General features: G+C 71.8%; 22 protein-coding genes. 10 read left to right on the forward strand and 12 right to left on the reverse strand.

Annotation, left to right across the window (positions count from 1 at the left end):
• Nucleotides 1-8 precede the first annotated feature (8 nt).
• Nucleotides 9-1,238, forward strand: coding sequence for a glycerophosphodiester phosphodiesterase family protein (locus BJ999_RS12965; RefSeq protein ID WP_179833525.1), 1,230 nt, complete (start codon nucleotides 9-11; stop codon nucleotides 1,236-1,238).
• Here the strand turns inward: BJ999_RS12965 and BJ999_RS12970 are convergent, their stop codons facing one another.
• The 5 genes from BJ999_RS12970 to BJ999_RS12990 all read right to left on the reverse strand — a co-directional run bounded on the left by BJ999_RS12970 (nucleotide 1,239) and on the right by BJ999_RS12990 (nucleotide 6,922).
• Nucleotides 1,239-3,251 carry a S9 family peptidase gene (locus BJ999_RS12970; protein ID WP_179833526.1) on the reverse strand — a complete coding sequence of 671 codons (2,013 nt, stop codon included), beginning with the start codon at nucleotides 3,249-3,251 and terminating at the stop codon, nucleotides 1,239-1,241. It abuts the gene before it with no gap.
• 173 nt (nucleotides 3,252-3,424) lie between these two features.
• Entirely contained in the window at nucleotides 3,425-4,408 is a 984-nt protein-coding gene (locus tag BJ999_RS12975; RefSeq protein WP_179833527.1) for an amino acid ABC transporter permease, read from the reverse strand.
• Entirely contained in the window at nucleotides 4,405-5,088 is a 684-nt protein-coding gene (locus tag BJ999_RS12980; protein ID WP_179833528.1) for an amino acid ABC transporter permease, read from the reverse strand. Before BJ999_RS12980 ends, BJ999_RS12975 begins: the two co-directional genes overlap by 4 nt.
• Nucleotides 5,089-5,198: 110 nt before the next feature.
• Nucleotides 5,199-6,068, reverse strand: a complete 870-nt coding sequence (locus tag BJ999_RS12985) for a glutamate ABC transporter substrate-binding protein (protein ID WP_179833529.1) — start codon at nucleotides 6,066-6,068, stop codon at nucleotides 5,199-5,201.
• 38 nt (nucleotides 6,069-6,106) lie between these two features.
• Entirely contained in the window at nucleotides 6,107-6,922 is an 816-nt protein-coding gene (locus BJ999_RS12990) for an amino acid ABC transporter ATP-binding protein (protein WP_179833530.1), read from the reverse strand.
• A gap of 178 nt (nucleotides 6,923-7,100) precedes the next feature.
• Between BJ999_RS12990 and miaB the strand changes: the two genes are divergently transcribed.
• Both miaB and BJ999_RS13000 read left to right on the forward strand, forming a co-directional pair.
• A complete protein-coding gene (gene miaB / locus BJ999_RS12995) occupies nucleotides 7,101-8,642 on the forward strand; it encodes a tRNA (N6-isopentenyl adenosine(37)-C2)-methylthiotransferase MiaB (RefSeq protein WP_218935045.1) in 1,542 nt (513 codons plus the stop codon).
• A 53-nt stretch (nucleotides 8,643-8,695) separates the two neighbouring features.
• Nucleotides 8,696-9,415: a class III extradiol ring-cleavage dioxygenase family protein gene (locus tag BJ999_RS13000; RefSeq protein ID WP_179833532.1), complete on the forward strand. Its 720-nt coding sequence runs from the start codon at nucleotides 8,696-8,698 to the stop codon at nucleotides 9,413-9,415.
• Here BJ999_RS13000 and BJ999_RS13005 read toward each other — a convergent pair.
• A complete protein-coding gene (locus tag BJ999_RS13005; RefSeq protein ID WP_179833533.1) occupies nucleotides 9,412-9,678 on the reverse strand; it encodes an antitoxin in 267 nt (88 codons plus the stop codon). The two genes, BJ999_RS13000 and BJ999_RS13005, sit on opposite strands and share 4 nt — an antisense overlap.
• A 121-nt stretch (nucleotides 9,679-9,799) precedes the next feature.
• Between BJ999_RS13005 and miaA the strand changes: the two genes are divergently transcribed.
• Nucleotides 9,800-10,711 carry a tRNA (adenosine(37)-N6)-dimethylallyltransferase MiaA gene (gene miaA / locus BJ999_RS13010; protein ID WP_229809937.1) on the forward strand — a complete coding sequence of 304 codons (912 nt, stop codon included), beginning with the start codon at nucleotides 9,800-9,802 and terminating at the stop codon, nucleotides 10,709-10,711.
• Between the two features lie 7 nt (nucleotides 10,712-10,718).
• The gene (gene dapF / locus BJ999_RS13015; RefSeq protein ID WP_179833535.1) at nucleotides 10,719-11,519 is read left to right on the forward strand and encodes a diaminopimelate epimerase; all 801 of its coding nucleotides are present in this window, start codon (nucleotides 10,719-10,721) and stop codon (nucleotides 11,517-11,519) included.
• A 237-nt stretch (nucleotides 11,520-11,756) separates the two neighbouring features.
• Here the strand turns inward: dapF and BJ999_RS13020 are convergent, their stop codons facing one another.
• Both BJ999_RS13020 and BJ999_RS13025 read right to left on the reverse strand, forming a co-directional pair.
• Nucleotides 11,757-13,718, reverse strand: coding sequence for a sensor histidine kinase (locus tag BJ999_RS13020; RefSeq protein WP_179833536.1), 1,962 nt, complete (start codon nucleotides 13,716-13,718; stop codon nucleotides 11,757-11,759).
• Between the two features lie 244 nt (nucleotides 13,719-13,962).
• Nucleotides 13,963-14,574 (reverse strand): TetR/AcrR family transcriptional regulator, encoded by a 612-nt coding sequence (locus BJ999_RS13025; protein WP_179833537.1) that lies wholly within the window; start codon nucleotides 14,572-14,574, stop codon nucleotides 13,963-13,965.
• 99 nt (nucleotides 14,575-14,673) lie between these two features.
• On the opposite strand from BJ999_RS13025, the gene BJ999_RS13030 reads away from it, so the two are divergent.
• From BJ999_RS13030 to BJ999_RS13045, 5 genes are all read left to right on the forward strand, one after another.
• A complete protein-coding gene (locus tag BJ999_RS13030; RefSeq protein WP_179833538.1) occupies nucleotides 14,674-15,657 on the forward strand; it encodes a hypothetical protein in 984 nt (327 codons plus the stop codon).
• 90 nt (nucleotides 15,658-15,747) lie between these two features.
• Nucleotides 15,748-16,740, forward strand: a complete 993-nt coding sequence (locus BJ999_RS13035; protein ID WP_179833539.1) for an ABC transporter permease — start codon at nucleotides 15,748-15,750, stop codon at nucleotides 16,738-16,740.
• Entirely contained in the window at nucleotides 16,737-17,546 is an 810-nt protein-coding gene (locus BJ999_RS41995) for an ABC transporter permease (protein WP_229809875.1), read from the forward strand. Before BJ999_RS13035 ends, BJ999_RS41995 begins: the two co-directional genes overlap by 4 nt.
• Nucleotides 17,543-19,345, forward strand: a complete 1,803-nt coding sequence (locus tag BJ999_RS13040; RefSeq protein ID WP_229809876.1) for a dipeptide ABC transporter ATP-binding protein — start codon at nucleotides 17,543-17,545, stop codon at nucleotides 19,343-19,345. The genes BJ999_RS41995 and BJ999_RS13040 overlap by 4 nt, the downstream gene beginning before the upstream one ends.
• A complete protein-coding gene (locus BJ999_RS13045) occupies nucleotides 19,342-21,015 on the forward strand; it encodes an ABC transporter family substrate-binding protein (protein ID WP_179833540.1) in 1,674 nt (557 codons plus the stop codon). Before BJ999_RS13040 ends, BJ999_RS13045 begins: the two co-directional genes overlap by 4 nt.
• Before the next feature lie 3 nt (nucleotides 21,016-21,018).
• Here the strand turns inward: BJ999_RS13045 and BJ999_RS13050 are convergent, their stop codons facing one another.
• The 4 genes from BJ999_RS13050 to BJ999_RS13065 form a co-directional block, all read right to left on the reverse strand.
• Complete coding sequence (locus BJ999_RS13050; RefSeq protein ID WP_179833541.1) at nucleotides 21,019-21,732, reverse strand: hypothetical protein; 714 nt, start codon at nucleotides 21,730-21,732, stop codon at nucleotides 21,019-21,021.
• 110 nt (nucleotides 21,733-21,842) lie between these two features.
• Nucleotides 21,843-23,129 (reverse strand): (Fe-S)-binding protein, encoded by a 1,287-nt coding sequence (locus BJ999_RS13055; protein WP_179833542.1) that lies wholly within the window; start codon nucleotides 23,127-23,129, stop codon nucleotides 21,843-21,845.
• The gene (locus tag BJ999_RS13060) at nucleotides 23,129-24,325 is read right to left on the reverse strand and encodes an FAD-binding oxidoreductase (RefSeq protein WP_179833543.1); all 1,197 of its coding nucleotides are present in this window, start codon (nucleotides 24,323-24,325) and stop codon (nucleotides 23,129-23,131) included. The genes BJ999_RS13055 and BJ999_RS13060 overlap by 1 nt, the downstream gene beginning before the upstream one ends.
• On the reverse strand, nucleotides 24,325-25,773 hold the full coding sequence (locus BJ999_RS13065; RefSeq protein ID WP_229809877.1) for an FAD-linked oxidase C-terminal domain-containing protein: 1,449 nt from the start codon (nucleotides 25,771-25,773) through the stop codon (nucleotides 24,325-24,327). The genes BJ999_RS13060 and BJ999_RS13065 overlap by 1 nt, the downstream gene beginning before the upstream one ends.
• Nucleotides 25,774-25,832 lie beyond the last annotated feature (59 nt).

A 25,832-nucleotide genomic window follows, 5' to 3' on the forward strand; every position in this document is an offset into this window, starting at 1 on the left:
AGGATCTCGTGAACAGGATCGCCATGATCGGGTGCGGGGCCGTGCTGGCGGCCGTCGCCTTCGCGGGCAGCGCCCAGGCCGCGCCGCAGGCCGCGGGGAAGCGGACGCACGCGGTGATCGTCGGGCATCGCGGGTCGCCGGGGCAGGCCCCCGAGGAGACGCTCGCGTCCTACCGCGACGGGGTCCGCGACCGGGCGGACGTGCTGGAAGGCGACGTGCAGCTCACGGCCGACAAGCAGATCGTGCTCCTGCACGACGACACGCTCGCCCGGACCACCGACGTGGAGCAGGTCTTCCCCGACCGGGCGCCGTGGAGGGTGGGCCAGTTCACGCTGGCCGAGATCAAGAGGCTGGACGCCGGGTCCTGGTTCGACGCCCGGTACGCGGGCCAGCGGGTGCCCACCTTGAAGGAGCTGCTCGCCGCCAGGGACAGGGGGACCGGGCTCAGCCTGGAACTGAAGGCGCCCGACAACAGCCCCGGGATCGCCACGCTCCTCGCCGAGGAGCTGAACGCGGCCGGAGTCACCGACGGCGGGACGCTCAAGTCGGGGGCCTACCGGGTGCAGGTCCACTCGCGCGACCAGGCGGCGCTCAAGGAGTTCCACGCGGCCGCGCCCAAGGTGCAGCTCTCCTACCTGACCGGGGGCGCGATGCTCTCCGACGACGAGCTGGCCGGGCTGGCGGGCTGGACGGTCAGCGTGTACGCGCATCCCAGGGCGACCAGTGCCGGCGATGTCAGGCGTGCGCACGACAAGGGGCTGAAGGTGTTCAGCGACCCGGTGGACAGCCCGGCCGAGGTGTCCATGGGGGCGAACCAGGGCTACGACTGGCTCGCGACGAACTTCCCCGCCACGACGCGGCGGATCCTGGACGGCCGGACGCCCTTCCCCGGCGCGAACGGCGTCGTCATCGACAGCGTCTTCCCCGACCCGGGCGGCGACGACGCACAGCCGGAGAAGAGCGAGCACGTGGTGCTGCGGAACACGACGTCCAGGCCGGTCGACGTGAGCGGCGGCTACCTGCGCGACCAGGCGAGCAACCTGATGCGGATCGGCTCTGGATACGTGATCCCGCCGGGAAGCCTGCTGCGCGTCTACGTCGGCCCAGGCACGAACCGTCCCGACGCCTTCTACAACGGCCTGACGGCCGGCTTCCTGAACAACACCTCAGGAGACACGGTGTCGTTCTTCCGAGCCGACCACACGCTGCTCGACATCTCCTCCTACATCGTCCCCTGATCAGCCGATCGTGAGGTTGACGGGTTCGACGCCGCGCGGCTCGAACCCGAGGGTCTGGCCGTAGAACGCCAGCTCCGCCTCCAGGCAGCGGATGACCGTGTCGGCCTTGCGGAAGCCGTGCGACTCGCCCTCGAAGGTGAGGTAGGCGTACGGCATCTTCTTCTCGGCCAGCGCCTGCGCGAACCGCTCGGACTGGTCCGGCGGCACGATCGGGTCGCTCAGACCCTGCAGGAGCAGGACGGGGCAGGCCGTCCGGTCGGCGCGGTTGATAGGCGAGCGCTCCTCGTAGGCGCGCTCGAACCCGGGGAGGGGGCCGATGAGGCCGAACAGGTAGTGGGACTCGAAGTCGTGGGTGCTCTCGGCGAAGCGCTGCAGGTCGCTGATCCCGAAGTAGGACGTGGCGGCCTTGAACACGTCGGTCTGCGTGATCGCCGCGAGTGTCGTCCAGCCGCCGGCCGAGCCGCCGCGGATCGCCAGCCGCGCCGGGTCGGCGATGCCGCCGTCGACGAGGGCACGGGCGGCGGCGACGGCGTCCTCGACGTCGACCACGCCCCACTGGCGGCGCAGCCGCTCCCGGTAGGCGCGGCCGTAGCCGGCCGATCCGCCGTAGTTGACGTCGATCACGCCGATGCCGCGGCTGGTGAAGTACGCGCGCTCCATGTCGAGGACCGTGGACACCCGCCCGGTGGGCCCGCCGTGCACGAACACGACGTAGGGCGGCAGCTCGTCGTCCGGCCCGGCCGCCTCAGGGTTGGTCGGCGGGAACACGTAGGCGTGGACGGGACGCCCGAACGGCCCCTCCAGCTGCTCGGCGCGCGGCCTGGACAGGTACGCGACGTCGGGCAGCTCGGCCCGCTCCCGGCGCAGCCCCTCGACGCGCCCGGTCGTGGTGTCGACGCGCACCACCGACGCGGGCAGGTCCGGGCCGCCGGCGATCCCCACGATCGTCGTGCCGTCCGTGGACAGCTGCGGCGCCCAGTGCTCGTAGGGGACCTCCAGGTCGACGAGGTCGAGGGTGTCGGTGTCGTAGACGCCGAGCCGCATGTCGCCCTCGCCGTGCAGGACGGCGAGGCGCCCGTCGCCGAGCAGCGCGTACGGCATGCCGCCGAGCTGCCACAGCGGCGCGGCGAACTCCTCCTCGGCCGGGTAGAGCGCCTGGGCGGACTCCCCGTGCAGGCCGACCTGGTAGATGTTCCACCAGCCGGGCCAGTCGGAGATCACGTACAGGGACTCGTCGTCGCGCCACAACGGCGCCAGGGCGGACTCGGTGAGACCGCCCTTCACCGTGCGGGGAGCGACCACCTCGCCGTCCTCGATCGCCGCCACGCGCACCTCGGTGCCGTCCCACGGCATGCGGGGGTGGTTCCACTGGACCCACGCCAGGTGCCCTCCGCCAGGGGACGCCACAGGGCCCGCGTAGAACTGCGCGCCCGACACCAGCTCGCGGATCGCGCCGGCGTCCCCTGCGGCGCTGCCGTCCAGCGGGACGGCGACGATGGCGCGCCGGATGCCCGTGGCGGGCTGCTCGTCCGCGCTCTGCTCATCCTCGGGGCCCGCCGGCTCGGCGATGTGGCCCTCGCAGACGCACCAGACCTCAGTCCCGTCCGGGGAAAGGACGTAGTCGGCGTACCGCAATCCCGCCGGGACGGCCGGCTCGGGCGTCAGCGGGTACGGCTTCGGGTCGCCCTCGTCGAGGCGGTGCAGCCGCTGGTCCTCGTAATTGGAGAACACGACCGACCAGCCCGCCCCGGTGCGGATCGGCAGGTACGACCGCCCGCCGTACTCGTGGACGCGGGTACGCGCATCCCACGGCGCCTGCAGCAGTTCGGTGCGATGACCGTCCTTCAGATGGATGACCGTGGCCCGTCCGCCCTCCTCGGGTCGCGTCTCCTGCCACCACACGTCGTCGCCCATGACGGTGGGGAAGCTGAGGCGCAGCCGGGCGCGGGCGACATCGGCCGCAGAGATGGGTGAAGGCCATGAGCCGTAGGGAAGGGTCGCACGAGCGGTCATAACAGGAATCGTCCCGCATACGGGGATCGGTTGGGGCCATGACGGGCCGTTTGAGGTCGGAAAGATACAAGCTCTTGGCCTGGAAACCCGCCGGTAACACAGGGGTTCGCCCCCGGTGGGACGGCGAAGGGCGCCGCCGGAACCGGCGGCGCCCTTCGCGGACGAGCGGACCGTCAGATGGTCTGCTGGGTCACCCCGACCCCGGCCACGGGGGGCGGGCCGCCCGAACCCATGGTCTTGGCCTCGGTCTTGCGGCTGCGGCGGCTGCGTCCCTCCAGCCAGGTGGCCACACGGCTCAGCGACATGTTGATCGCGATGTAGATGACCGCGACGACGATGCCGGCCTGCAGCACGTTGTTGCTGTAGTTCGCCGGCACCTGCTTGAAGCCGGCCTGCAGGAACTCGCCGTAGGCGATGATGAACCCGAGCGCGGTGTCCTTGAGCAGGACGACGATCTGGCTCACGATCGCCGGCATCATCACCGTGATGGCCTGCGGCAGCAGCACCAGCCGCATGACGCCGTTCTTGCGGAGCCCGATGGAGTAGGCGGCCTCCGACTGCCCCTTCGGGATCGACAGGACGCCCGCGCGCACCACCTCGGCGAGCACGGAGCCGTTGTACATCGTCAGGCCGAACACGACCGCGGCGAACGCGGGCACGGTGACCGTCCCGGCGTTGATCTCCACCCCGAAGATCGAGAAGAAGTAGTCCACCGACACCCGCTGCAGGGTGCCGAACTGCGACTCGGCGATGGCGGGGCTGATCTTGTTGGGGACGAAGAACGCCAGGAAGATCAGGATCAGCAGCGGGATGCCGCGGAAGAACTCCACCACGGCGCCGGCCGGGACGCGGACCCACCAGTGGTCCGACAGCCGTGCCAGCCCGAACACGACGCCGAACAGCAGGGCCAGCACCGTGGCGAGGGCGGCGGCCTTCAGCGTGTTGATCAGGCCGGGCAGGAGCAGGTGCCTCCACACCGTCCACTTCAGGAACGGCGTCCAGAGCTTCTCCTCGAACTGGCCCTTGTCGCTGAGGCGCCAGATCAGCGCGGCCAGGACGGCGGCGAGCACGATCGACGCGACGGCGGTCAGGAGCGCGTTGCGCGCCCTGGCCCGGGGGCCGGGGATGTCGAAGAGAACGGTCGCTTCCTTGCTCATCGCGCCACCGCCATCCGCTTGGCGAGCCAGCCGAAGAAGTATCCGGTGGGCAGGGTGAGGATCAGGAAGCCGATCGACACGCCGAGGAAGAGGGGGATGACCCCGTTGGCGAACGTGGGCTTGTCGATGATGGTCTTGGTGACCAGCGCGACCTCGGCGTAGCTCGCGGCCGCGGCCACCGTCGTGTTCTTGATCATCGCGATCAGCACGCTGCCCAGCGGGGCGATGATCGCCCGGAACGCCTGCGGCAGGATGATCATGCGGAGGGACTGGGTGAAGGTCAGCCCGATCGAACGGGCGGCCTCGGCCTGGCCCAGCGGGACGGTGTTGATGCCCGAGCGCAGGGTCTCGCACACGAAGGCCCCGGTGTAGGCCGACAGGCCGAGGACCGCCCACCAGTAGTAGGTCGTCGAGGAGTTCTCGGAGAACTTCAGCGCGAGGATGTCGTTCAGGCCCAGGCTGCACATCAGCAGCACCAGGGTGAGGGGCGTGTTGCGCACGATGTTGACGTAGCCCGTGCCGAACGCGCGGAGCACCGGAACCGGCGAGACCCGGAAGCTCGCCAGAAAGGTCCCGATGATCAGGGAGAGCACCGCCGCGGCGGCCGCGAGGCGCAGGGTCGCCCAGAATCCCTGGAGGATCTCGTCGAAGTTGTCGAAGAACGGGCTGAAGTCAAACATTGCTCAGCTGTTTCATCACGTTCCAGCGGGTGTCAGGCCATGCCGGCGCGCCCCCGGGCGATGTCTGTCGGGGACGCGCCGGCGTGACGGGCGTCAGTCGAGGCCCTGGGTCAGGCGCAGCCTTCCATCTGCGGGGCGGTCGTGACGAGCTTGAGCCCGGTGCCCGCGAAGTGCTTCTCCAGCAGGGTCTTGGCCGTGCCGTCGGAGTACATCTGGGCGACGGCCTTGTTGACGGCCTCGCAGGTCTCGGTGTCGCCCTTCTTGAGGCCGACGCCGTACTTCTCGTCGGTGAAGGGGTCGTTGATGACCTTGAAGGAGCCCTTCTGCTGGTTGGCGAAGCCGGCCAGGATCAGGTCGTCGGTGCTGACCGCGTCCAGGGCGCCGGACTTCAGCTTGCTCACGCACTCGGAGTAGCTGGAGGCGTCCACGAGCGTGACGCCCTTGATGTTCAGCTTGCCGTCCGGCGGGCCCTCGGTGATGCGGCGGAAGGAGTTGGACCCGGCCGCCTTGCAGAGCTTCTTGCCCTTGAGGTCGGTGGCCTTCTTGATGCTGCCGTTGTCGGCCTTGACCATCGTGTCCTGGTGGGCGACGTAGTACGGCCCGCCGAAGGTCACCTGCGACTTGCGCGCGTCGGTGATGGAGTAGGTGGCGACCACGAGGTCGACCTGCCCGCCGCCGAGGAACGACTCGCGGTTGGCGGAGGTCGTCTCCTTGAACGTGATGCCGTTCTCGGGGACGCCGAGCGACTTGGCGATGTACTTGGCGACGTCGACGTCGAAACCGTCGAAACTGCCGTCGGGCTTCTTCAGGCCGAGCGCCGGCTGGTCGAACTTGATGCCGATGGTCAGCTTCTTGTCGTCCTTGGCCTTCTGGACGACCGTCTTGGCCTCGGTCTTCTCGGTGTCACTGCCGCACGCGCTGAGCGCCAGCGACAGCGCCATCCCCGCCCCGATGAGGGCGCCGAAACGACGTACTCGCATTCTCGTCCTACCTCTGCTCTCTGCCGGAGCCCCGCGGCTCAGTGCGTGAGGATCTTGGAAAGGAAGTCCTTCGCGCGCTCGGTCCGCGCGTTGGTGAAGAACTCGTCGGGGGTGTTCTCCTCGACGATCTGGCCGTCCGCCATGAACACGACCTTCTGCGCGGCCCGGCGGGCGAAGCCCATCTCGTGCGTGACGACGATCATCGTCATGCCCTCGCGGGCCAGCCCCGTCATGACGTCCAGGACCTCGTTGACCATCTCCGGGTCCAGCGCCGACGTGGGCTCGTCGAAGAGCATCACCTTGGGCCGCATCGCGAGGGAGCGCGCGATCGCCGCGCGCTGCTGCTGCCCGCCGGACAGCTGCGCGGGGTACTTGTGCGCCTGGTTGGCGATGCCGACCCGGTCGAGCAGTTCCATCGCGTGCTTCTGCGACTCCTGCTTGCCCTGCCTGCGGACCTTCACCGGCCCGAGCATGACGTTCTCGAGGATCGTCTTGTGGGCGAACAGGTTGAACGACTGGAACACCATGCCCACGTCGGCGCGGAGCTTCGCCAGATCCTTGCCCTCTTTGGGCAGCTCCTTGCCGTCCACGAGGATCGTGCCGTCGTCGATCGGCTCCAGCCGGTTGATCGACCGGCACAGGGTCGACTTCCCGCCGCCGGACGGGCCGATGACGACGACCACCTCGCCGGAGTTCACGGTGAGGTTGATGTCCTTGAGGACGTGCAGCTCGCCGAAGTGCTTGTTGACGTGCTCGACTACGACGAGCGGCCGGTCACCTGCGGCGGCCGGCTCCGGGGTGGAGTCCTCCGGCCCGGTCTCGGTGATCTCGGGCTCGCTTTCGCTGTCCGTCATGGGCACGGACTTTATGTCATCGCCGGTACTGACCGAGTTGCCGGGCGGTACCGATACGATCACGAATACCCACGTCGGACGGGGTTCGGTCGTGGCGGAGAGTGATCATAAAAGGCGGTGGCGGGGTGCGCCGCCCGTTCCGCCATGTCACGCCGGGCCCGTAACCTGGATGACTGTCATGAGTGCGCCAATGGAGACGGCTCCCCGTACGTACGAGATCCGTACCTACGGGTGCCAGATGAACGTCCATGACTCCGAGCGGCTGTCGGGGCTGCTGGAGTCGGCCGGGTACGTCCGCGCGGTGGAGGCCGAGCCCGACATCGTGGTGTTCAACACCTGCGCGGTGCGGGAGAACGCCGACAACCGCCTCTACGGCAACCTCGGCCATCTGCGGCCCGTCAAGGACGGCCATCCCGGCATGCAGATCGCCGTCGGCGGCTGCCTGGCCCAGAAGGACCGCGACACCATCGTCAAGCGCGCCCCCTGGGTGGACGTGGTGTTCGGCACGCACAACATCGGGTCGCTGCCCGCGCTGCTCGAACGCGCACGCGTCCGGAGCGAGGCGCAGGTCGAGATCGAAGAGTCCCTGGTGACCTTCCCCTCGACGCTGCCGACGCGCCGCGAGTCGCCCTACGCCGCCTGGGTGTCGATCTCCGTGGGGTGCAACAACACCTGCACGTTCTGCATCGTCCCGTCCCTGCGCGGCAAGGAGCGCGACCGCCGGCCGGGGGAGATCCTCGCCGAGGTCGAGGCGCTGGTCGCCGAGGGCGCCCTGGAGATCACGCTGCTCGGGCAGAACGTCAACGCCTACGGCTCGGGCTTCGGCGCCCTGTCCGGCGCGCCGGAGGAGGTCCGCGCGATGACCGGGGACGGGCAGTCGGCGTTCGCGGGGCTGCTGCGGGCCTGCGGCGGCGTCGAGGGCCTGGAGCGGGTCCGGTTCACCTCGCCGCACCCCAAGGACTTCACCGACGACGTGATCGCCGCGATGGCGGAGACGCCGAACGTGATGCCCTCCCTGCACATGCCGCTGCAGTCCGGGTCGGACGCGGTGCTGCGCGCGATGCGCCGGTCGTACCGGCAGGCGCGCTACCTCGGCATCATCGAGAAGGTCCGGGCCGCGATCCCGGACGCGGCGATCACCACCGACATCATCGTCGGCTTCCCCGGCGAGACCGAGGCCGACTTCGAGGAGACCCTGCACGTGGTGCGGGAGGCCCGGTTCGCGTCGGCGTTCACGTTCCAGTACTCCAAACGCCCGGGCACCCCGGCGGCGACCATGGACGGCCAGCTGCCGAAGGAGGTCGTCCAGGAGCGGTACGAGCGGCTCATCGCGCTCCAGGAGGAGATCTCCTGGGCGGAGAACCGCCGGCAGCTCGGCCGGACGCTCGAGGTGCTGGTCGCCGAGGGCGAGGGCCGCAAGGACGAGGCGACGCGCCGGCTCTCGGGCCGGGCGCCCGACAACCGCCTGGTCCACTTCGGCGTGCCGCAGGAGCCGGTCCGCCCCGGCGACATGGTCACCGTCGAGATCACCTACGCCGCGCCGCACCACCTGGTCGCCGACAAGCCCGCGCTGGGCGTCCGCCGGACGCGCGCGGGCGACGCGTGGGAGGCCCGGCAGGGCGGGGACGGCGAAGCCCGGGGCGTGTCGCTGGGCATGCCGTCGATCGGGCGCCCGGCCCAGCCCGCCGCGGCCGCGCCGGGCTGCTCGACCTGCCCCTGAACCCCGCATGATCGGGCCTGCCCCTTCGGCCGGCCCGCCCTCAAGGAGGCAGCGTGCTCGTATCGGCGGCGGTGTGCCCGCACCCGCCTCTCCTCGTCCCGGAGACGGCGGGGGAGGCGGCGCCGGAACTGGACGCGCTCCGGGCGGCCTGTGACCGGGCCGTCCGCCGCCTGGAGGGGAACGACGCCCTGGTCGTGGTCGGGGGCGGGCCGGAGACCCGCGCGTACAGGGAGGACGCCTACGCGACGCTCCGCCCGTACGGTCTCGACTGGACGATCCCCGGCGACGTCAGGGGCGGCGCCGAGGCGCTGCCGCTCTCACTCACCATGGGTTTCTGGCTGCTGGAGCGGCAGGGGCTCGGTAAAGGGGCGCGCTACCAGACCGTCGCTTTCGACGACCCGCCTGAGCGCTGCCTGACGCTGGGACGGGAACTCGCCGTGTCGGCCGAGCGGGTCGCGCTTCTGGTGATGGGGGACGGGTCGGCCCGCCGCTCGGAGAAGCCCCCCGGCCACCTCGACGAGCGCGCGGCCCCCTATGACGAGGGCGTGGCCAGCGCGCTCGGGCGGGCCGACGCCTGTGCCCTGGCCGGCCTGGATCCGGGGCTCTCCCGGGACGTCCAGGCCGCCGGGCGCGCGGCATGGCAGGTACTCGCAGGCGCGGCCGCTCAGGGCGGCGACGCCGCGGCACTCACGGCCGAACTCCTCGCCGACGAGGCGCCGTACGGCGTCGGCTACCTCGTGGCGAGCTGGTCACGGGCCGGCGGGCCCGCCTAGGACGGCGGGCCGCCCGTCCCGCCGGGCTGGCCTCCCGCGCCGCCGGGCTGGCCGCTCGGTCCCTCGGCCTGGCCGCCTGCGCCGCCGGGCCGGCCGCTCTCGCGGTCGATGTAGCTTCCGGCCTGGTCCTGGACCCGGTCGACCTTGTCGGCGTGCTTGCCCCCGGTGCGCTGGTCGAACATGTCCCCGGCCTTCTCGACACCTTGCTTGGCCTTGTCGGAGTGCTGCCCGAGCATCTGCTTGACCTTGTCGACGATGGACATCGAATCCCCCCGGATCCCTCGGCTCGTTCGGCGCCGCGGGCACGGCGCGGCACCCGTTCATTCCGGCCATACCCGTTCTGTTGCCACAATCAATCCCGTGACCTCACCCAATGCCCCGCATGTGATCGCGGTCGTCGGCGCCACGGCGGCCGGCAAGTCCGACCTCGCCGTCGAGCTGGCCCTCCGGCTGGCCGGCGAGGCGGTCAACGCCGACTCGATGCAGCTGTACCGCGGCATGGACATCGGCACCGCGAAACTGTCCGCGGCCGAGATGCGCGGGGTCCCGCACCATCTGCTGGACGTCTGGGACGTGACGGTCGCCGCGAGCGTCGCCGAGTACCAGCGGCTCAGCGCCGACGCCATCGCCGGGATCAGGGGCCGGGGACGGCTGCCGGTGCTGGTCGGCGGGTCCGGGCTGTACGTGCGCGCCGCGCTCGACCGCCTGGAGTTCCCGGGGACGGACCCGGCCGTCCGGGGGCGCCTGGAGGAGGAGCTGGCACGGGTCGGTCCCGGCCCGCTGCACGACCGGCTGCGCGGCCTGGACCCCGCGGCGGCGGAGGCGATCCTGCCGAGCAACGGCCGCCGGATCGTGCGGGCCCTGGAGGTCATCGAGATCTCGGGCCGCCCGTTCACCGCGACCCTGCCCGAGCACCGGTACCGCTACGACCACGTCGTGCAGATCGGGCTGAGCGTGCCCCGCGAGGTGCTGGACGAGCGCATCGCCCTGCGGGTGGACCGGATGTGGGAGGCGGGCCTGGTCGACGAGGTCCGGGAGCTGGAGAAGCGGGGCCTGCGGGACGGCCTGACCGCCGGGCGCGCCCTCGGGTACGCGCAGGTGCTGCGGTTCCTCGCGGGGGAGTGGACGGAGGAGCAGGCCAGGGAGGACACCGTCCGGACGACGCGGCGTTTCGCCCGCCGCCAGGAGTCGTGGTTCCGCCGCGACCCGCGCGTGCGATGGCTGCCCCACGATGCCCCGGACCTGGTCGATCGCGCTCTCGCCCTGGTGAGCCGGGGGACGCCGGGCCCCATATGATCGGGGCATGCGGTTCGTCAAAGGGCACGGCACCGAGAACGACTTCGTGATCCTCCCCGATCCGGACGGTGTCCTGGACCTCACCCCGGAGGCCGTCGCGCGGCTCTGCGACCGGCGGGCGGGCATCGGCGCCGACGGCGTCCTGCGCGCGGTCCGGACGAAGGCCACCGAGTTCGACGCCGACGCCGAGTGGTTCATGGACTACCGCAACGCCGACGGCGGCATCGCCGAGATGTGCGGCAACGGGGTGCGCGTCTTCGCCCGCTACCTGGTCGACGCGGGCCTGGCCCCGCCCGGGGAGTGGGACCTGGCCACCCGCGCGGGCCTGCGCCGCGTGACGCTCGGCCCGTCCGGGGACGTCAGCGTGGAGATGGGCCTGCCGGAGCTTCTCGGCCCGGGGGAGGCGTCCCTGGCGGGCGCGAGCTTCGCGGGCGAGCGGGTCAGCGTCGGGAATCCCCACCTGGCGTGCCGCGTCACCGAGCCGGTCGCCGCCCTGGACCTGTCGCACGCCCCGGACTTCGACCCGGCGGTCTTCCCCGCGGGGGTGAACGTCGAGTTCTACCGCAGCGTGGGGGAGCGGCACGTCGAGATGCGGGTGTACGAGCGCGGCTCCGGCGAGACCCGGTCGTGCGGCACCGGTACCGTCGCGGTGGCCGCCGCGGCGGCTCACGGCACGGCCGACGGCGCCGAATGGACCGTGGACGTCCCCGGCGGCAGGGTGACCGTCGTCCTGGACGGCGAGACCAGTTTCCTGAGGGGGCCGGCCGTCCTGGTGGCCGAGGGCGAGACGCGGCCCGGCTGGATTTAGCGGACCGCCCGTCTTACCTGGGCGTGTGCCGGTCCCGGGGCGGTCCCGGCACAGACGGGACAACTGTCCCTCTCCGGCGGGACCTTCCACCGCATAACTTCTCTCTTGCACACCCTCTGGTGAATGGCCCGTATGGACCGGGATGGGAGCCCCGGGCCCGTACGGAGCCCGAGGGCCGGTGGCGACCTTCTTGGCGGGGGGCGGTCACCGGCCCTCCCACCGGGGAGGGGCGGCGTCTCAGGGGGAGACGCCGTTGACCGGCAGCCTGGCGCGGACCAGGGTCCCGCCCTTGGGGCCGGGCCCCACCGTGCAGGACCCGCCCAGCTCGGCCGCACGCTCGCGCATGGAGGACATGCCGATGCCGGAACGCACGTGGTCGGGCAGTCCCACACCGTCGTCGTCGACGGTGACGTGCAGATCACCGTTCAGATGCAGCCGCACCTCGGCGCAGCCGGCCTCGGCGTGCCGGTGGACGTTCGTCAGCGCCTCCTGGACGATCCGGTACGCCGCGACCTCGGCGGCGGCAGGCAGGCCCTTCAGATCGCCCTCGACGCGCACGTCCACCCGCGGGCCGTCCCCGGCGGCGACGACGCCTCCGAGCGCCTGGATCGCGCCCTCCAGCCCGAGGTCGTCCAGGGCGGGCGGCCGCAGGCCGTACACGAGCTCCCTGATGTCGCCGATGGTGCGCCCCATGGTGCTGCGCAGCTCCTCCAGCAGCCCGTCGACCGCCTCCGGGTCGGTCCTCAGCGTGATGCGCGCGGCGTCCACCGTCATGGCGAGGCTGGCCAGCGTCGGCCCGAGCCCGTCGTGCAGGTCGCGGCGCAGCCGCCGCCGCTCCTCCTCCCGCGTGCGCAGGATGTGCTCCCGGGAGCGCTGGACGTCCGCGGAGAGCCGCGCCGCGTTCGCCAGTTCGGCGAGGTTGCGGGCGAGGACGTTCGACAGGCGCGCGTCCGGGGTGCGGGTGACGCCGAACAGCAGGCGCCCCACCGGCTCGCCGTGCCACACCAGCGGGATGAGCTGCGGGCGCTCGCCGAGCACTCCGTCCTCCGCCGAGACCGTCCGGCCGTCGCGGTCCAGCACCTCGATCGTGACGCCGGTCGCGTGCAGGGCAGAACGCGCCACCTCGGCGGCGACGGCGAGCGCGGCGCCCGGGTTCGCGGCGGTCTGCAGCCGCCGGTTCAGCCGGTCGGCGATCCGGTACGGATCGCGTTCACCGTGGATGAACCCGTCCACCGTGCGCTGCAGCCGCCGCCGGACGGGTTCGAACACCGCGCCTGCGACGATCGCGCCGGCGAGCCCGGCGAGGGTGCCCCGGCCGTGCGCCAGCAGGCTCGCGCTGCCGACGAGCGCGAAGTACACGCCGGTGATGACGACGACGAGGCCCGCGTACACCAGCGTCCGGCTGACCACGAGGTCGATGTCGTACAGCCGGTAGCGGGTGATCGCGATCGCGATGCAGATGGGGACGGCGACGATGGTGAGGTCGCGCAGCGGGTCGCCGATCGGGCTGTTCTCGCCGGCGAAGATGATCGCCTCGGCGAGGATGCCGGGATAGACCACCCAGGCGATCTGCCGCCGGACGTCCGGCGGCGCCTGCACGAACCGCACGGCCACCGAGAACAGGCCCGCCGCCAGGGCGGTGACGATGACCGCGCTGATCGGGAGCGGGATCGTCTCGAACGGGTACACCGAGACCCCGTTGTGCCAGCGGCGCACGTCCGGGTCGATCGTCAGGTGCGCGCAGACGACGACCGGGACGAGGCAGGCGAGGGCGAGGGCGGGCCGGAACCACCGCGACACCAGCCGGCCGTCCGGGAAGATCAACGGCAGCACGAGTGTCAGGGCGTAGGTGTCAACGGCCCACAGCCAGACGGCGAGCCACTGGACGAACCCGGCTCCAGGCCGGTGGTGGAGCTCCAACCAGGGGCCGAGGTTGAGCGACAGCACGTACAGCGAGGCACTGAAACCCGCGCCGACCATGAGCCAGGCGACCGTCAGCCCCGGGCGGTGCCGCAGGAGGACGGCGCCTGCGGGCGTCCAGGCCAGGGCGACCAGGATCTCCGGATGCCACCACACCATCCGCAGTTCGGACGGCACGCTGGCGCCGATGGTCAGTGACGCGGCGACGGACACGACCGCGGTCAGCGCGAGGAGGGCGCCCACGCGCCCCGCTCCGCGGTCGTGCTCTTCCGTCCCCATGCACACTCCCCGCCCAAAAGTAATGGAATGTTAAAACGCGCAGCTCCCTGTCCTGCAGTCCAAATCGCGTCCGCCTCAGGACACCGCTCAACCGGTTCGGCGGAGAACTCCCCGGGCGCGGTGCATGCGGGCGTGCCGTGATGGTAACCGCGAAATCGGGCGAAATAAACGGAAGGCGCAGGTCAGCGCCCCGCCATGGCCGCGCTGCCCGGCGAGGTGGGCCGGGGCCGGAGGCGGGCGCGGGTCAGGCCGTCAAAGTCAGCATGCTTTCGCGTGTCAGCGCCTTCAGCCCGCGCCTCATGTCCTCGGGGCCGAAGTCCTTGAGCAGCAGGCGCTGGATGAGGAATCCGGGGAAGAGGGCGAACAGCGTCTTTCCGGCGGCCACGACGTCGGTCTCGGCGGGAAGCAGACCCGCGCCGACCAGCCGCCGGATGTAGAGGGTCCAGGTGTCCCGCAGGTCGGTGACGTTGTCGGCGACGTACGCGGCGATCTCGGGATCGTGCATGGCGAGGGCCCAGGCCTGGGGCGCGAGCCGGAGCGGGCCGTTCTCGCCGGACAGGGCGACGACGTGGGAGGCGAGCCGCTCGACGACCTCGTCGACCGGGAGCAGCGGGTCGCCGTCGGCGAGCGCGGTGAAGAACGTGCGCAGGTCGCCGATCACGGTCGCGATGTTCGCCTCGATGATCTCGTTCTTGCTCTTGAAGTACCGGTAGACGGCACCGGCGGAGAGTCCGGCCTCGGCGAAGATGTCCTGCATGGACGTCGCGTGGATGCCCTTGCGGATGAAGCAGGTGCGCGCCGCTTCCAGGATCTGGCGGCGGCGTCGCTCCAGGTGCTCCTCGCTGACTCTCGGCATGGTGCCAATCTAAAACGAACGTTCATTTCTTGACAAGCTCCGGAGAGGGTGCGAGGCTACGGCGCCAAAGAGAACGGACATTCGTTTTTGGAGGAGACCGTGCGGCCATCGCCCGTCGCGCGCACCGTCGGCGTGGCCGTCGGCGTCGCGTTGCTGCAGCTCATCATGATCGTCGCCTTCTCGTGGCCCGCCGCGCGGACGGCGCCGCGTGACGTCCCGATCGTCGTGACCGGCCCGCAGGCCGCCGTCGTCGCCGACCTGCTCGACCGCGGGCGGCCGGGCGCCTTCGACGTCCGGACCCGTCCGGACGAGGCCGCCGCGCGCGCCGCGATCGCGAATCGCGAGGCGTACGGCGCCGTCGTCACGTCGCCGTCCGGCCCGAAGGTGCTCACCGCTTCGGCCGCCTCGCCGCTGGTCGCCCAGCAACTCGCCGCCATGGCGACGCGTCTCGAACCGGGGGGCGCCCCGGCGCCCCCGCCCGTCCAGGACGTGGTCGCCGCGGACTCCGACGACCCCCGCGGGGCCGGTTTCGGCGCTCTCGCGCTCCCGCTGACCATGTCCGGGCTCGCGGCCGCGGTGCTGCTGACGTTCGCCATCCCGTCCCTCGCCTGGCGCACCGCCGGCACGGTGATCTTCGCCGGACTGGGCGGGCTGGGCATCGCGTGGATCGCACAAGGCTGGCTGTCACTGCTCCCCGGCTCCTACATCACGCTCGCAGGTGCCATGGCGCTGTCCGTCCTCGCCGTGACCGGCACCGTGGTCGGCTTGGCCGCCGCCCTGGGCCGCGCCGGGTTCGGACTCGGCGCGCTCACGCTGCTGCTGCTCGGCAATCCTCTGTCGGCGGCCACGTCGGCGCCCGAACTGCTGCCGCAGCCGTGGGGCACGATCGGCCAGTACCTGCCGCCGGGCGCGGCGGCCACCCTCCTCCGGTCGGTGGCGTTCTTCGACGGCGCCGGGGACACCGGCCCGCTCACCGTCCTGACCGCCTGGGCCGCCGCCGGTTTCGCGCTCGTGGTCCTCGGCGGTCTGCGGAGGCGTTCGGAGGGGGAGGCCGTGCCCGACCGCGAACCGGTGCTCGCGTGACCTTCACGGCATGAGTCCCGGCAATCCTCTGCGCTTTCCGTACTCACTCAATAACATTCGGTGACCTTTGGGTGGTGAGAAGGGAAGACGGTGGCGACGTTCGTGGTCCGGCGGCTGGCGAGCCATGCGGCGCTGGCCGTGCTCGCCGCCGGCCTCGGCTACCTGCTCGCCGCCGCGGCACTCGATCCGCGGGCCGTCCTCGAAGACCGCGCGCCGCGTCCGCCGGAGGCCGTCATCGACGCGCGGCTCGGCGCGCTCAACCTCGATGACCGGACGCCCTTGGCCGAGCGCTACCTCACCTGGGCCGGGGGCGTCGCGCACGGCGACTTCGGCCGTACATGCGACGGCGAGCCGGTCAACGCCGAGCTGTGGCGCCGGCTCGGCGTGAGCCTGCGCCTGGTCGCTCCAGGTGCGGTCCTGGGGGGCGCCTCGGGGGTCGTCCTCGGCGCCTACGCCGCTGTCCGGCACGGCCGGGCGGCCGACCGGCTGATCTCCAGCGGCGCCTATCTGCTGCCGGCCGTCCCCGTGTTCGTCCTGGCCGTGCTCTTACAGATCATGGCCGGTGAAGCCAACGACGCCATGGGGATGCGTGTGTTCGTCTGGGTGGGGGAGTCCACGCCGGGGGCGTCCCGCGGCGCGCTCTGGGATCTTGCGGACCGGGGACGCCGCCTGCTGCTGCCGACGGCCACGATCGCCCTCTGCCAGCTCGCCCTCTACGCCCGCTACCAGCGGGGCCTGATGCTGGACGTGCTCCACGCCGATCACGTCCGGGCCGCGCGGGCCAGGGGGCTCCGGCGGCGCGACGCGCTGCTGCGGCACGGGCTGCGGACCGCGATCGTCCCGATGACGACCTACTTCGCCTACACGTCCGGTCTGGTGCTCCTCGGCGGGGTGTTCACCGAGACGGCCTTCGGGCGCCACGGGCTGGGGGAGTGGCTCGTCGCGTCCGTCTCCCGCGGCGATGTCAACGCGGTCGCCGCCATCGAATGCCTCGCCGCCTGCGCCGTCGTCCTGGCCTCCCTCGCGTCCGACGTGCTGGCCGCGGCGCTGGACCCCCGCGTCCGCGCGGGAGGCGCGCCGTGACCGCCGGCCGTCGGACGGCGGCCGGGGCGGTCCTGCTCGTGCTGGTGTTCCTCCTGGCTTTCGGCGGGCCGCTCGTCTCGCCGTACGGATGGGACGAGACCGACTTCGCGGCGTTCCGGCAGGGGCCGTCCGGCGGCCACTGGCTCGGCACGACCCAGAGCGGGCGCGACGTCTTCGCCTTCACCCTGCGCGGTGCGCAGCACTCGCTCCTGGTCGGCCTGAGCGCCGCCCTGCTGTCGACCGGTCTCGCCGCCGCCGTCGGTACCGCGGCCGGGTTCCTGGGCGGGCGGGTCGACCGGGTGCTGATGTGGGGGGTCGATCTGCTCCTGGTGCTCCCGTCCTTCCTGATCGTGATCGTCCTGGCGCCCCGGATCGCCGGAGGGTGGCCGGTGCTCGCGGCGGTGCTGGCCGCGTTCATGTGGATGGTCACCGCCCGTGCGGTGCGGGCCGCGACGCTCTCCCTGCGGGACCGCGATCACGTGCTGGCCGCGCGGTTCCTCGGCGTGGGCACGCCGCGGCTGGTCATGCGGCACGTGGCGCCCGGGCTGGCGTCGCTTCTGGCGGTGGACGCGAGCCTGAACGTGAGCGTCGCGATCGTCGCCGAGAGCGGGCTGTCCTACCTCGGGTTCGGGGCGCGGCCGCCGGACGTCTCCCTCGGCACGGTCATCGCCGACGGCCAGGGCGGGACGACGGCGCGTCCCGGGGCGTTCGGGTTCGCCGCCGGGCTGCTCATGCTGATCGTCGTCGCGGTGAACCTGCTCGGGGACGGGTTGCGGGACGCTCTCGACCCGGAGGCAGGGCGTTGACGGTTCTGCGGGTCGCCGACCTGGCGGTCGGTTACACGGCGGGCACGCGTGCCCTGCGCGGTGTGACCTTCTCGGTGGAGGCCGGGGAGGCGCTCGGGATCGTCGGCGAGTCGGGAGCCGGCAAGACCGCGCTCGCTCTCGCTCTGATGGGGTTGCTGCCAGAGGGAGCGCGTGTGACCGGCTCTGTGCGGTTGCGCGGCCGGGAACTGCTGGGACGAAGCGACGCGGAACTCTCGCGGGTGCGCGGCAAGGACCTGGCGATGGTCTTCCAGGATCCGTCGTCGGCGCTTTCGCCCGTCCACAGGGTGGGCGACCAGATCGCAGAAGCCGTCCGGATCCACTCGGCGGTGAGCCGTGCGGCGGCGCGGGCGCGTGCTGTGGAGTTGCTCGAACTCGTCGGCATGCCGGACGCGGCACGACGGGCCCGGACCTATCCGCACGAGATGTCCGGCGGGATGCGGCAGCGCGTGATGATCGCCATGGCCATCGCCAACGACCCGGTCGCGATCGTGGCGGACGAGCCCACCTCGGCCCTCGACGTGACCGTTCAGGCACAGGTGCTGGACGTTCTGCGCGTCGCCCGGGAGGCGAGCGGCGCCGCGATCGTGCTGATCACTCACGATCTGGGGGTCGTCGCGGGCTTCGCGGACCGCGTGATGGTGATGCGGGAGGGACGGGTGGTGGAGACGGGCACGGTGGAGCAGGTCCTCCTCCAACCCCGGGTTCCCCATACGAGCCGCCTGCTGCGCTCGTGGCCGCGTGCGGGCGACGCGCCGGTTCCCCGTGCTCGGCCTGGGCGTCCGGTGGTCCTTCAAGTGGACGGCCTGGTCCATCGCCACCCCCTCTTCAAAGGGACGCTTCTGCGGCGGCGGGCCGGGGAGGTGCGTGCTGCGGACGGCGTGAGCTTCGACGTCCGTGAGGGCGAGACGCTCGCGCTGGTGGGGGAGTCGGGGTCCGGCAAGACCACGACGCTGATGGAGATTCTGCGGTTGTCCCGCCCCCAGGAGGGCCGCGTCACCGTCCTGGGCCAGGACGCGGCCGCCTTACGCGCCGCCGACCGCAAGGCCCTGCGCAAGGACGTCCAAGTCGTGTTCCAGGACCCGTACGCTTCGCTGAACCCGCGTATGCGGGTGGCCGACATCATCGCCGAACCGCTCATCACGCACCGCATGCCGGTCGGCGGTCGTGTGGAGGAACTTCTCGCGCTGGTGGGTATGGAACCCGGCCATGCACGGCGCTTCCCGCATGCGCTCTCCGGCGGGCAGAGGCAGCGCGTAGCCCTGGCCAGAGCGCTCGCCTTGGAACCCCGCCTCCTGCTCCTGGACGAGCCTGTGTCCGCACTGGACGCCACCGTGCAGGCGGGCGTCATGGACCTGCTGGAAGGGCTTCGGGTGCGGCTCGGCCTGGCGTGCCTCTTCGTCACCCACGACCTCGCGCTGGTGCGGGGCTTCGCCGATCGGGTCGCCGTGATGCACCTGGGCCGCGTCGTTGAGATCGGGCCGGTCGCCGACGTGTACGAGGCTCCAGCCCATCCCTACACGCGGGCGCTACTGGACGCGATTCCTTCGCCCCGCCCAGAGCGAAACCGACCTCGCCCCTTTCTTCTGCACGGTGACCCATCCGGCTCCATGACCGGGCTCTTGGGGTGCCGTTTCCGTGCTCGCTGCCAGCACTACGCCACGCTCACCCCCGACGACAGGCTCCGATGCGAAGGCCACGACCCAATGCCGCATGCCATGGCGGCGGACCACTCCGCCGCCTGCCACCACCCCCTCCTCTCGGCGACGGCCGAACGATGAAACAGGTCCTCGCCGCCGCCCTCCTCGGGGTCGTGCTCATGACCGGTGCCGGGTGCCGCGCCCCGGAGGCGTCGCCGTCCAGCGCGTCGGGGGCGCTGCCCGCGGCGGATATGAACCCGACTCCCCGTGACCGCGTCGTGAACGGCGGGACGCTCCGCTGGCCGCTGCCCGAGCTCCCGTCCCAGTGGAACACCAACCACGTCAACGGCGCCAAGGGTGCGGTCGAGCAGGTCGTCCAGGGCGTCCTGCCGTACCTGATGCGTGCCGATGAGAAGGCCGTCCCGCGTCCCGTCCCGGAGTATCTGGAGTCGGCCACGGTGAAGCGGACCCGGCACGGCCAGACCGTGACCTACAGGCTCAACCCGCGCGCCAGGTGGTCGGACGGCCGGCCCATCGGTTACGCCGACTTTCTGGCGCAGGCCCGTGCCCTGTCAGGACGTGACCCGCGCTACGAGGTCTCGACCGTCACCGGATACCAGCAGATCGAGCGAGTCGAACGCGGCGCCGATGAACATGTGGTCGAGGTGACGTTCGCCCATACGTACGCGGACTGGCCCAGCCTGTTCAGCCCCCTGTATCCGGCTGCCGCCTACGCCGGCCCGCGCGCGTTCAACACGGCCTGGACGGGCCGCGTGCCCGTCACGGCCGGACCGTTCAGATTCCAGCGGATCGACCGGACGGCCAAGACGGTGACCCTGGTGCGAGACGCGGCCTGGTGGGGCGCGCCGGCAAAGCTCGACCGGATCGTGTACCGCGCCATGGACACCAGCGCGATGCCCGGCGCGTTCGCCAACGACGAGATCGACCTGATGGACATCGGCCTCGACGCCGATGCGCTGCAGCGCGTCCAGGGCGTTTCGGGCGCCGCCGTCCGCAGAGCGGGCGGGCCGGACTGGCGGAACTTCACGCTCAACGCGGCAGGACCCATCCTGTCCGACGCCAGGGTGCGTCGGGCGGTCATGCTCGGCATCGACCGGCGCGTCATCACACGGTCCGACCTGTCAGGCCTCGGCGTACCGGTCCAGACGCTCGGCAACCACTTCTACGTCAACACGCAGAGCGGCTACCAGGACAATTCCAGCGGGCTCGGTGGGTACGACCCCGCGCGGGCCAGACGGCTCCTGGACGAGGCGGGCTGGAGACCGCGGGGCAGGTACCGCGCCAAGGCAGGACGCACGCTCGCACTGCGGTTCGTGGTGCCGTCAGGGGTCCCCATCAGCAGGCGGGAAGGAGAACTGACGCGTGCGCTACTCGAACGCATAGGCGTCCGAGTGGACATCCAGGTCGTCCCCGCGGACGACCTCTTCGAGCGGTACGTCACGCCCGGGAACATGGACATCGTTCCGTTCTCCTGGCTCGGCACCTCGTTCCCCGTCTCACAGATGAAAGCGGTGTTCGCGCGACCGCGGGGACGGAACGTCCAGCAGAACTACTCGCGGATCGGTAGCGCCGCCATCGACGCGGCGATGGACCAGGCGATCGCGGAGATCGCGCCCGAGAGAGCTCACGCCCTGGTGAACCGAACCGACCGGCTCATCTGGCATCAGGCGTCGGTCTTGCCGCTGTACCAGCGCCCCCAGCTCGTCGCAGTGCGCGCGGACCTCGCCAACGTGGGGGCCGGCGGCTTCCTGAAGCCCACCTATCAGGACATCGGTTTCACCGGCCGGTGAAGCTCACGGGAAGGCGAGCCGGACGCCCTTGCGGTCGCTGGTGAAGCGGGCGTTCCACACGTACAGGCGCAGGTCGTCGGCGGAGAGGTCCTCCTCGACCGGGAGGTCGGAGGCGATGCGGACCACGTAGGAGGCGCCGGCCGGCATCATCGTGTCGCCGCCGTCCTCGACCGGCGCCTTCGCCCCGTCGATCCGGCCGGTGATCTTGCTGTGGTTGGGGAGGGTGCACATGTCGTCCGGGATGCCCGCCTGCGGCATGCACCGCTCCTGCGCCGACGACGGGATCTGCGACTTCGGCATGAACAGGTCGGCGGGGAAGTCCAGCAGGACGGGCCGCCGCTGGCTGTTGGTGAGGACGTAGTCGGCGTAGGCGTAGGTCGTCCCGGACGGCGGGGCCTGCGTGGCGCCGAGCGGCTGCCGCGACGTCCCCGCCATGATGGCGGCGAGGCTGTAGCCGTAGCCCTCCGGGGTCGTGAAGCCGACCGGCGGGCCGGCCTTCGGAGCGGGCACGGACGCGCCCGCCGCGCCGCCCTGGCTGGCGAGGCTGGGCGGCGAGGAACCCCCGCCGTCGCCGGTGCCGGGCCGCAGGACCACGATCGCTCCGGCCACCGCCGCGATCCCGACCGCACCGGTCAGTGCGCCGGCGAGTCCGAGCCTTCCCGCGTGGCTCTTCTTCCTGCGGCGGTGCGACCGGTACGGCTGGTGGCTGTTGGACATGGTCGTCGGTGCTCCCTCGGGCCCTCTCCGGCTCGGTCGGCGTGTCCCTGCCCACGGCGGGCAGGCCACGATACCGGACGGCCGGATCGGCGGCGGCCCCGGTCTGCGGGCTACGAACCGCGTGCGATAAGGGCGTCGCGGCCGAGCCCCCGCAGGGATGCGTCCAGCACCTGCGCGGTGTGCGCGACCGCGATGGCGGCCCCGCGCCGGCGCAGCGCCGTGGCGATCTGCATCGAGCAGCCGGGGTTGGCGGCGACCAGCAGTTCGGCTCCGGTGGCGTCCACGCTCACCGCCTTGCGGTCGCCGAGTTCTCCGGCGGCCTCCGGCTGGAACAGGTTATAGGTCCCGGCCGAACCGCAGCAGATGTCCGGTTCGGCGATCTCGCGGACGGTCAGCCGGGGGATCGCGGCGAGCAGGTCGCGGGGCTGGCTCCGGATGCCCTGCGCGTGGGCGAGGTGGCAGGCGTCGTGGTAGGCGATCGTGACCGGAACCGGCCGCCGCTCCGCCCGCGGCCCGAGTTCCACCAGGTACTCGGCCAGGTCCCGCGTCCTGGCCGAGAGCGCCTCCGCCCGCCCGGACCATTCCGGGTCGTCGGCGAGCAGCGCCCGGTACTCCTTCATCGCGGACCCGCAGCCCGCGGAGTTCACCACGATCACGTCGACGGACTCGAAGGTCTCGACCGTCCGGCGGGCGAAGGCGCGGGCCTCCTCCTCCCGCCCGGAGTGCAGGGACAGCGCGCCGCAGCACCCCTGGCCCCTGGGGATGACGACGTCGCAGCCCTCCATCGCCAGCACCCGGGCCGTGGCGGCGTTGACGTCCGGGAAGAACTCGCCCTGGACGCATCCGGTCAGCATCCCGACCGTGGCGCGGCGCTCGCCGCGCGCGGCGACCCGCTCGGGCAGCCTCGGCGCCTTCCCGAGGGGCGGCGCGAGCCGTTCCATCGCCGCCAGGGACGGTGAAACGCGTTCCAGAAGGCCGCTGAACCGCACGAGCCGTTCCAGACCTGACTTCTGGTAGGCGCGGAGGGGCCCTCGCAGGGCTCGGAGCCTCCGCTTGTACGGGAACAGCTGGAAGACCAATTCCCGTAGGGCGCGCTCTTTCAGGGAACGGGGGTGCTCGCGTTCGACGTCCGCGCGCGTCATCTCGATGAGCCGGTCGTACTGAACACCGGACGGGCAGGACGTCACGCACGCCATGCATCCCAGGCAGCGGTCGAAGTGCTCGACCATCGGGCCGCCGAGCGGCTCGCCTTCCGCGTGCTGCTGCATCAGATGGATGCGGCCCCGGGGAGAGTCCATCTCCTCGCCCCACAGCACGTAGGTGGGGCACGTCGGAAGGCAGAACCCGCAGTGCACGCAGTCGTTGAGCAGGTCCGGGAGGTCGTCTTGGGCGCTCATCAGATCCCTCCCACGAAACGGCCGGGGGACAGCCGGTGATCCGGGTCGAACTGGTCCTTCACCCGCCGCATCAGTGCCAGCGCCGGAACCGGCCCCCACAGGTCGATCTCGCCGCGCACCTCTTGCGGCGCATAGCGGACGACGGCGTGACCGCGGTGCCTCCTCAACACGTCCCGTAGACGGCCGAGGACATCGGCCACCTCGTTCGGGCCGAGTCCGGCTGGAAGCCCCACGTGACCGTGCCCGCCGGCGCTCCAGGCGGCGGCGACGTCCGGGCCGAGCACGGTGATGACGTCGCGGAGCGAGGACGGCGGGGCTCCGATGTCGATGAGGGTCGTGCCGTCCGGGTAGAGACCCCAGCCGTCCGGTGCGGTATCGGAGATCTCGGCCTTCTCGCCGAGGAGCTCTGCGGTCTGCCGAGCGCGCGCGGCGACGCCATCGGGCACGCCTTCCAGGAAGACCGCGACCGTCCCTGGGCTGATGTACTCGACCGCGCTCGGGGCGACAGGGGAGTGGAGGACGGTCTGGACCGCGTCGTGCGTGTCCTCCGGCCCGTCAACGGCGCACGTCACGTACGCGGTCGCCTCCGGGATCGGGTGCAGGCGGAACGTGGCGTCCACGATCAGGCCGAGCGTTCCGTAGGAGCCGCAGAAGAGGCGTCCCAGGTCGTACCCGGCGACGTTCTTGACGACCTTGCCGCCCGAGTGCGCGACCTGGCCGTCGGCCCGGACGACCGTGAGCCCGATGACCAGGTTCCTGGGCGTCCCGTAGAGCGTGCGCAGGGGACCGGCCGCGCTCGTGGCGATCGTCCCGCCGACCGTCGAACCCGGCAGTGGGACGTCGAGCGCGAGCCGCTGTCCCCGTTCCGCCAGTTTCCCGGTGAACTCCTCCATCGCGAGCCCGGCCTCCGCCTTGGCGACGAGGTCCCCGGCGGTGTGCTCGACGAGCCTGTTGAGGCGATGGGTGTCGATGAGCAGATCGCAGCGTTCCGGTGGCTCGCCCCAGTCCAGCCGGGTCTCGGCCCCGCGCGGAACGACGGCGAGTCCCTTCTCGGCGGCCACGCGCATGACGTCGGCGGCCTCGGCCAGGTCCTTCGGCGCCGCGACGAGCGCGGGCTCCACGCCGAGCACGCCTTCCGCGGGCTCACCGGGCCGCACATCGCCGCAGACCTTCGCCAGGGCGTCCAGGGGCCGCATCAGAAGATGTCCGCCTTTCCCTCGTACGGGTGCGGGCCCTTGCGCTTGCCGGGCACCTCCCCGCACAGCCGCGGCGTGGGGAAGACCTTGCCCGGATTGCACAGCCCCGCGGGATCGAAGCCGCAGCGGACCATCTGCATCGTGTCCAGATCGGCGTCGGTGAACATGCGCGGCATGTAGCGCGCCTTGTCGACGCCGACCCCGTGCTCGCCCGTGATGGAGCCGCCGTGCTCGATGCACAGGTCGAGGATCGCGCCCGACACCTCCTCGGCGCGCTCCTCCGCGCCCGGCTCGGCGTCGTCGAACAGCACCAGCGGATGCAGGTTGCCGTCCCCCGCGTGGAACACGTTGGCGACCCGGACGCCCGACTTGGCCGACAGCGCGTCGATCCTGGCCAGGACGTCCGGGAGCACCGTCCGGGGGATGACGCCGTCCTGGACGAGATAGGCCGGGCTGATCCGGCCCACGGCCGCGAACGCCGACTTGCGCCCCTTCCAGATCAGCGCCCGCTGCGCGTCGTCGGCGGCGATGCGGATCTCGAAGGCGCCCGCGTCCCGGCACATCCGCTCCACCTCGGTGAACTGGGCGGCGACCTCGGCCTCCGGGCCGTCCAGCTCCACGATCAGCACCGCGCCGGCGCCCGGCGGGTACTCGCAGCGCACCGCCGCCTCGGCCGCCTCGATCGCCAGGGCGTCCATCATCTCGATCGCCGCCGGGAGGACGCCCGCGCCGATGATCGCCGACACCGCGGCGCCGCCCGCCTCGATCGAGCCGAACGCGGCCAGCAGCGTCTGCACGGTCTCGGGGACCCGCGTCAGCCGGACCGTGATCTTGGTGGCGATGCCGAGCGTGCCCTCCGCCCCGACGAACACCCCGAGCAGGTCGTAGCCGGGCCCGTCCGCCGTCAGCTCCACCAGCTCGCCGTCGGGCGTGACGACCTCGCAGGCCAGCACGTGGTGGGCGGTGAACCCGTACTTCAGGCAGTGGGCGCCGCCCGAGTTCTCCGCGACGTTCCCGCCCACCGAGCAGATCTGCTGGCTGGACGGGTCGGGCGCGAAGTAGTACCCGTGCTGGCGGACGGCCCGCGTCACGTCCAGGTTGATCACGCCGGGCTCCACCACGGCCCGCTGCCCCGGAACGTCGACCTCCAGGATCCGGTTCATCCGGGAGGTGACGATCAGCACGCCGTCCGTGCGGGGGAGCGCGCCGCCCGACAGGCCCGTGCCCGATCCGCGCGCGACGTAGGGGACCCCGGCCGCGGCGCACTCCCGCACGATCGCGGCGATCTGCTCGGCGGTGTCGGGCAGCACCACGACGCCGGGCGTGGACCGGTGGTTGGTGAGGCCGTCGCACTCGTAGGTGCGCAGCCGCACCGGATCGGTGATCACCCGGTCGGTCCCGAGCAGCGCCTCCAGCCGGGGCCCGAGCGTCGTGAGCATGGTCTCCATCCCCTCCACGATCCCTCGCCCGCCGACCTGCCGCAAGGCCCTGCGGGCCGTCCGGAACA

It is taken from the genome of Actinomadura citrea (assembly GCF_013409045.1).
GTDB lineage: Bacteria > Actinomycetota > Actinomycetes > Streptosporangiales > Streptosporangiaceae > Spirillospora > Spirillospora citrea.

Coding starts and splice junctions, on each gene's coding strand:
- BJ999_RS12970 (WP_179833526.1), bottom strand. CDS start 3,251: ATGACCGCTCGTGCGACCCTTCCCTACGGCTCATGGCCTTCACCCATC.
- BJ999_RS12975 (WP_179833527.1), bottom strand. CDS start 4,408: ATGAGCAAGGAAGCGACCGTTCTCTTCGACATCCCCGGCCCCCGGGCC.
- BJ999_RS12980 (WP_179833528.1), bottom strand. CDS start 5,088: ATGTTTGACTTCAGCCCGTTCTTCGACAACTTCGACGAGATCCTCCAG.
- BJ999_RS12985 (WP_179833529.1), bottom strand. CDS start 6,068: ATGCGAGTACGTCGTTTCGGCGCCCTCATCGGGGCGGGGATGGCGCTG.
- BJ999_RS12990 (WP_179833530.1), bottom strand. CDS start 6,922: ATGACGGACAGCGAAAGCGAGCCCGAGATCACCGAGACCGGGCCGGAG.
- miaB (WP_218935045.1), top strand. CDS start 7,101: ATGAGTGCGCCAATGGAGACGGCTCCCCGTACGTACGAGATCCGTACC.
- BJ999_RS13005 (WP_179833533.1), bottom strand. CDS start 9,678: ATGTCCATCGTCGACAAGGTCAAGCAGATGCTCGGGCAGCACTCCGAC.
- dapF (WP_179833535.1), top strand. CDS start 10,719: ATGCGGTTCGTCAAAGGGCACGGCACCGAGAACGACTTCGTGATCCTC.
- BJ999_RS13020 (WP_179833536.1), bottom strand. CDS start 13,718: ATGGGGACGGAAGAGCACGACCGCGGAGCGGGGCGCGTGGGCGCCCTC.
- BJ999_RS13025 (WP_179833537.1), bottom strand. CDS start 14,574: ATGCCGAGAGTCAGCGAGGAGCACCTGGAGCGACGCCGCCGCCAGATC.
- BJ999_RS13045 (WP_179833540.1), top strand. CDS start 19,342: ATGAAACAGGTCCTCGCCGCCGCCCTCCTCGGGGTCGTGCTCATGACC.
- BJ999_RS13050 (WP_179833541.1), bottom strand. CDS start 21,732: ATGTCCAACAGCCACCAGCCGTACCGGTCGCACCGCCGCAGGAAGAAG.
- BJ999_RS13055 (WP_179833542.1), bottom strand. CDS start 23,129: ATGAGCGCCCAAGACGACCTCCCGGACCTGCTCAACGACTGCGTGCAC.
- BJ999_RS13060 (WP_179833543.1), bottom strand. CDS start 24,325: ATGCGGCCCCTGGACGCCCTGGCGAAGGTCTGCGGCGATGTGCGGCCC.
- BJ999_RS13065 (WP_229809877.1), bottom strand. CDS start 25,773: ATGGAGACCATGCTCACGACGCTCGGGCCCCGGCTGGAGGCGCTGCTC.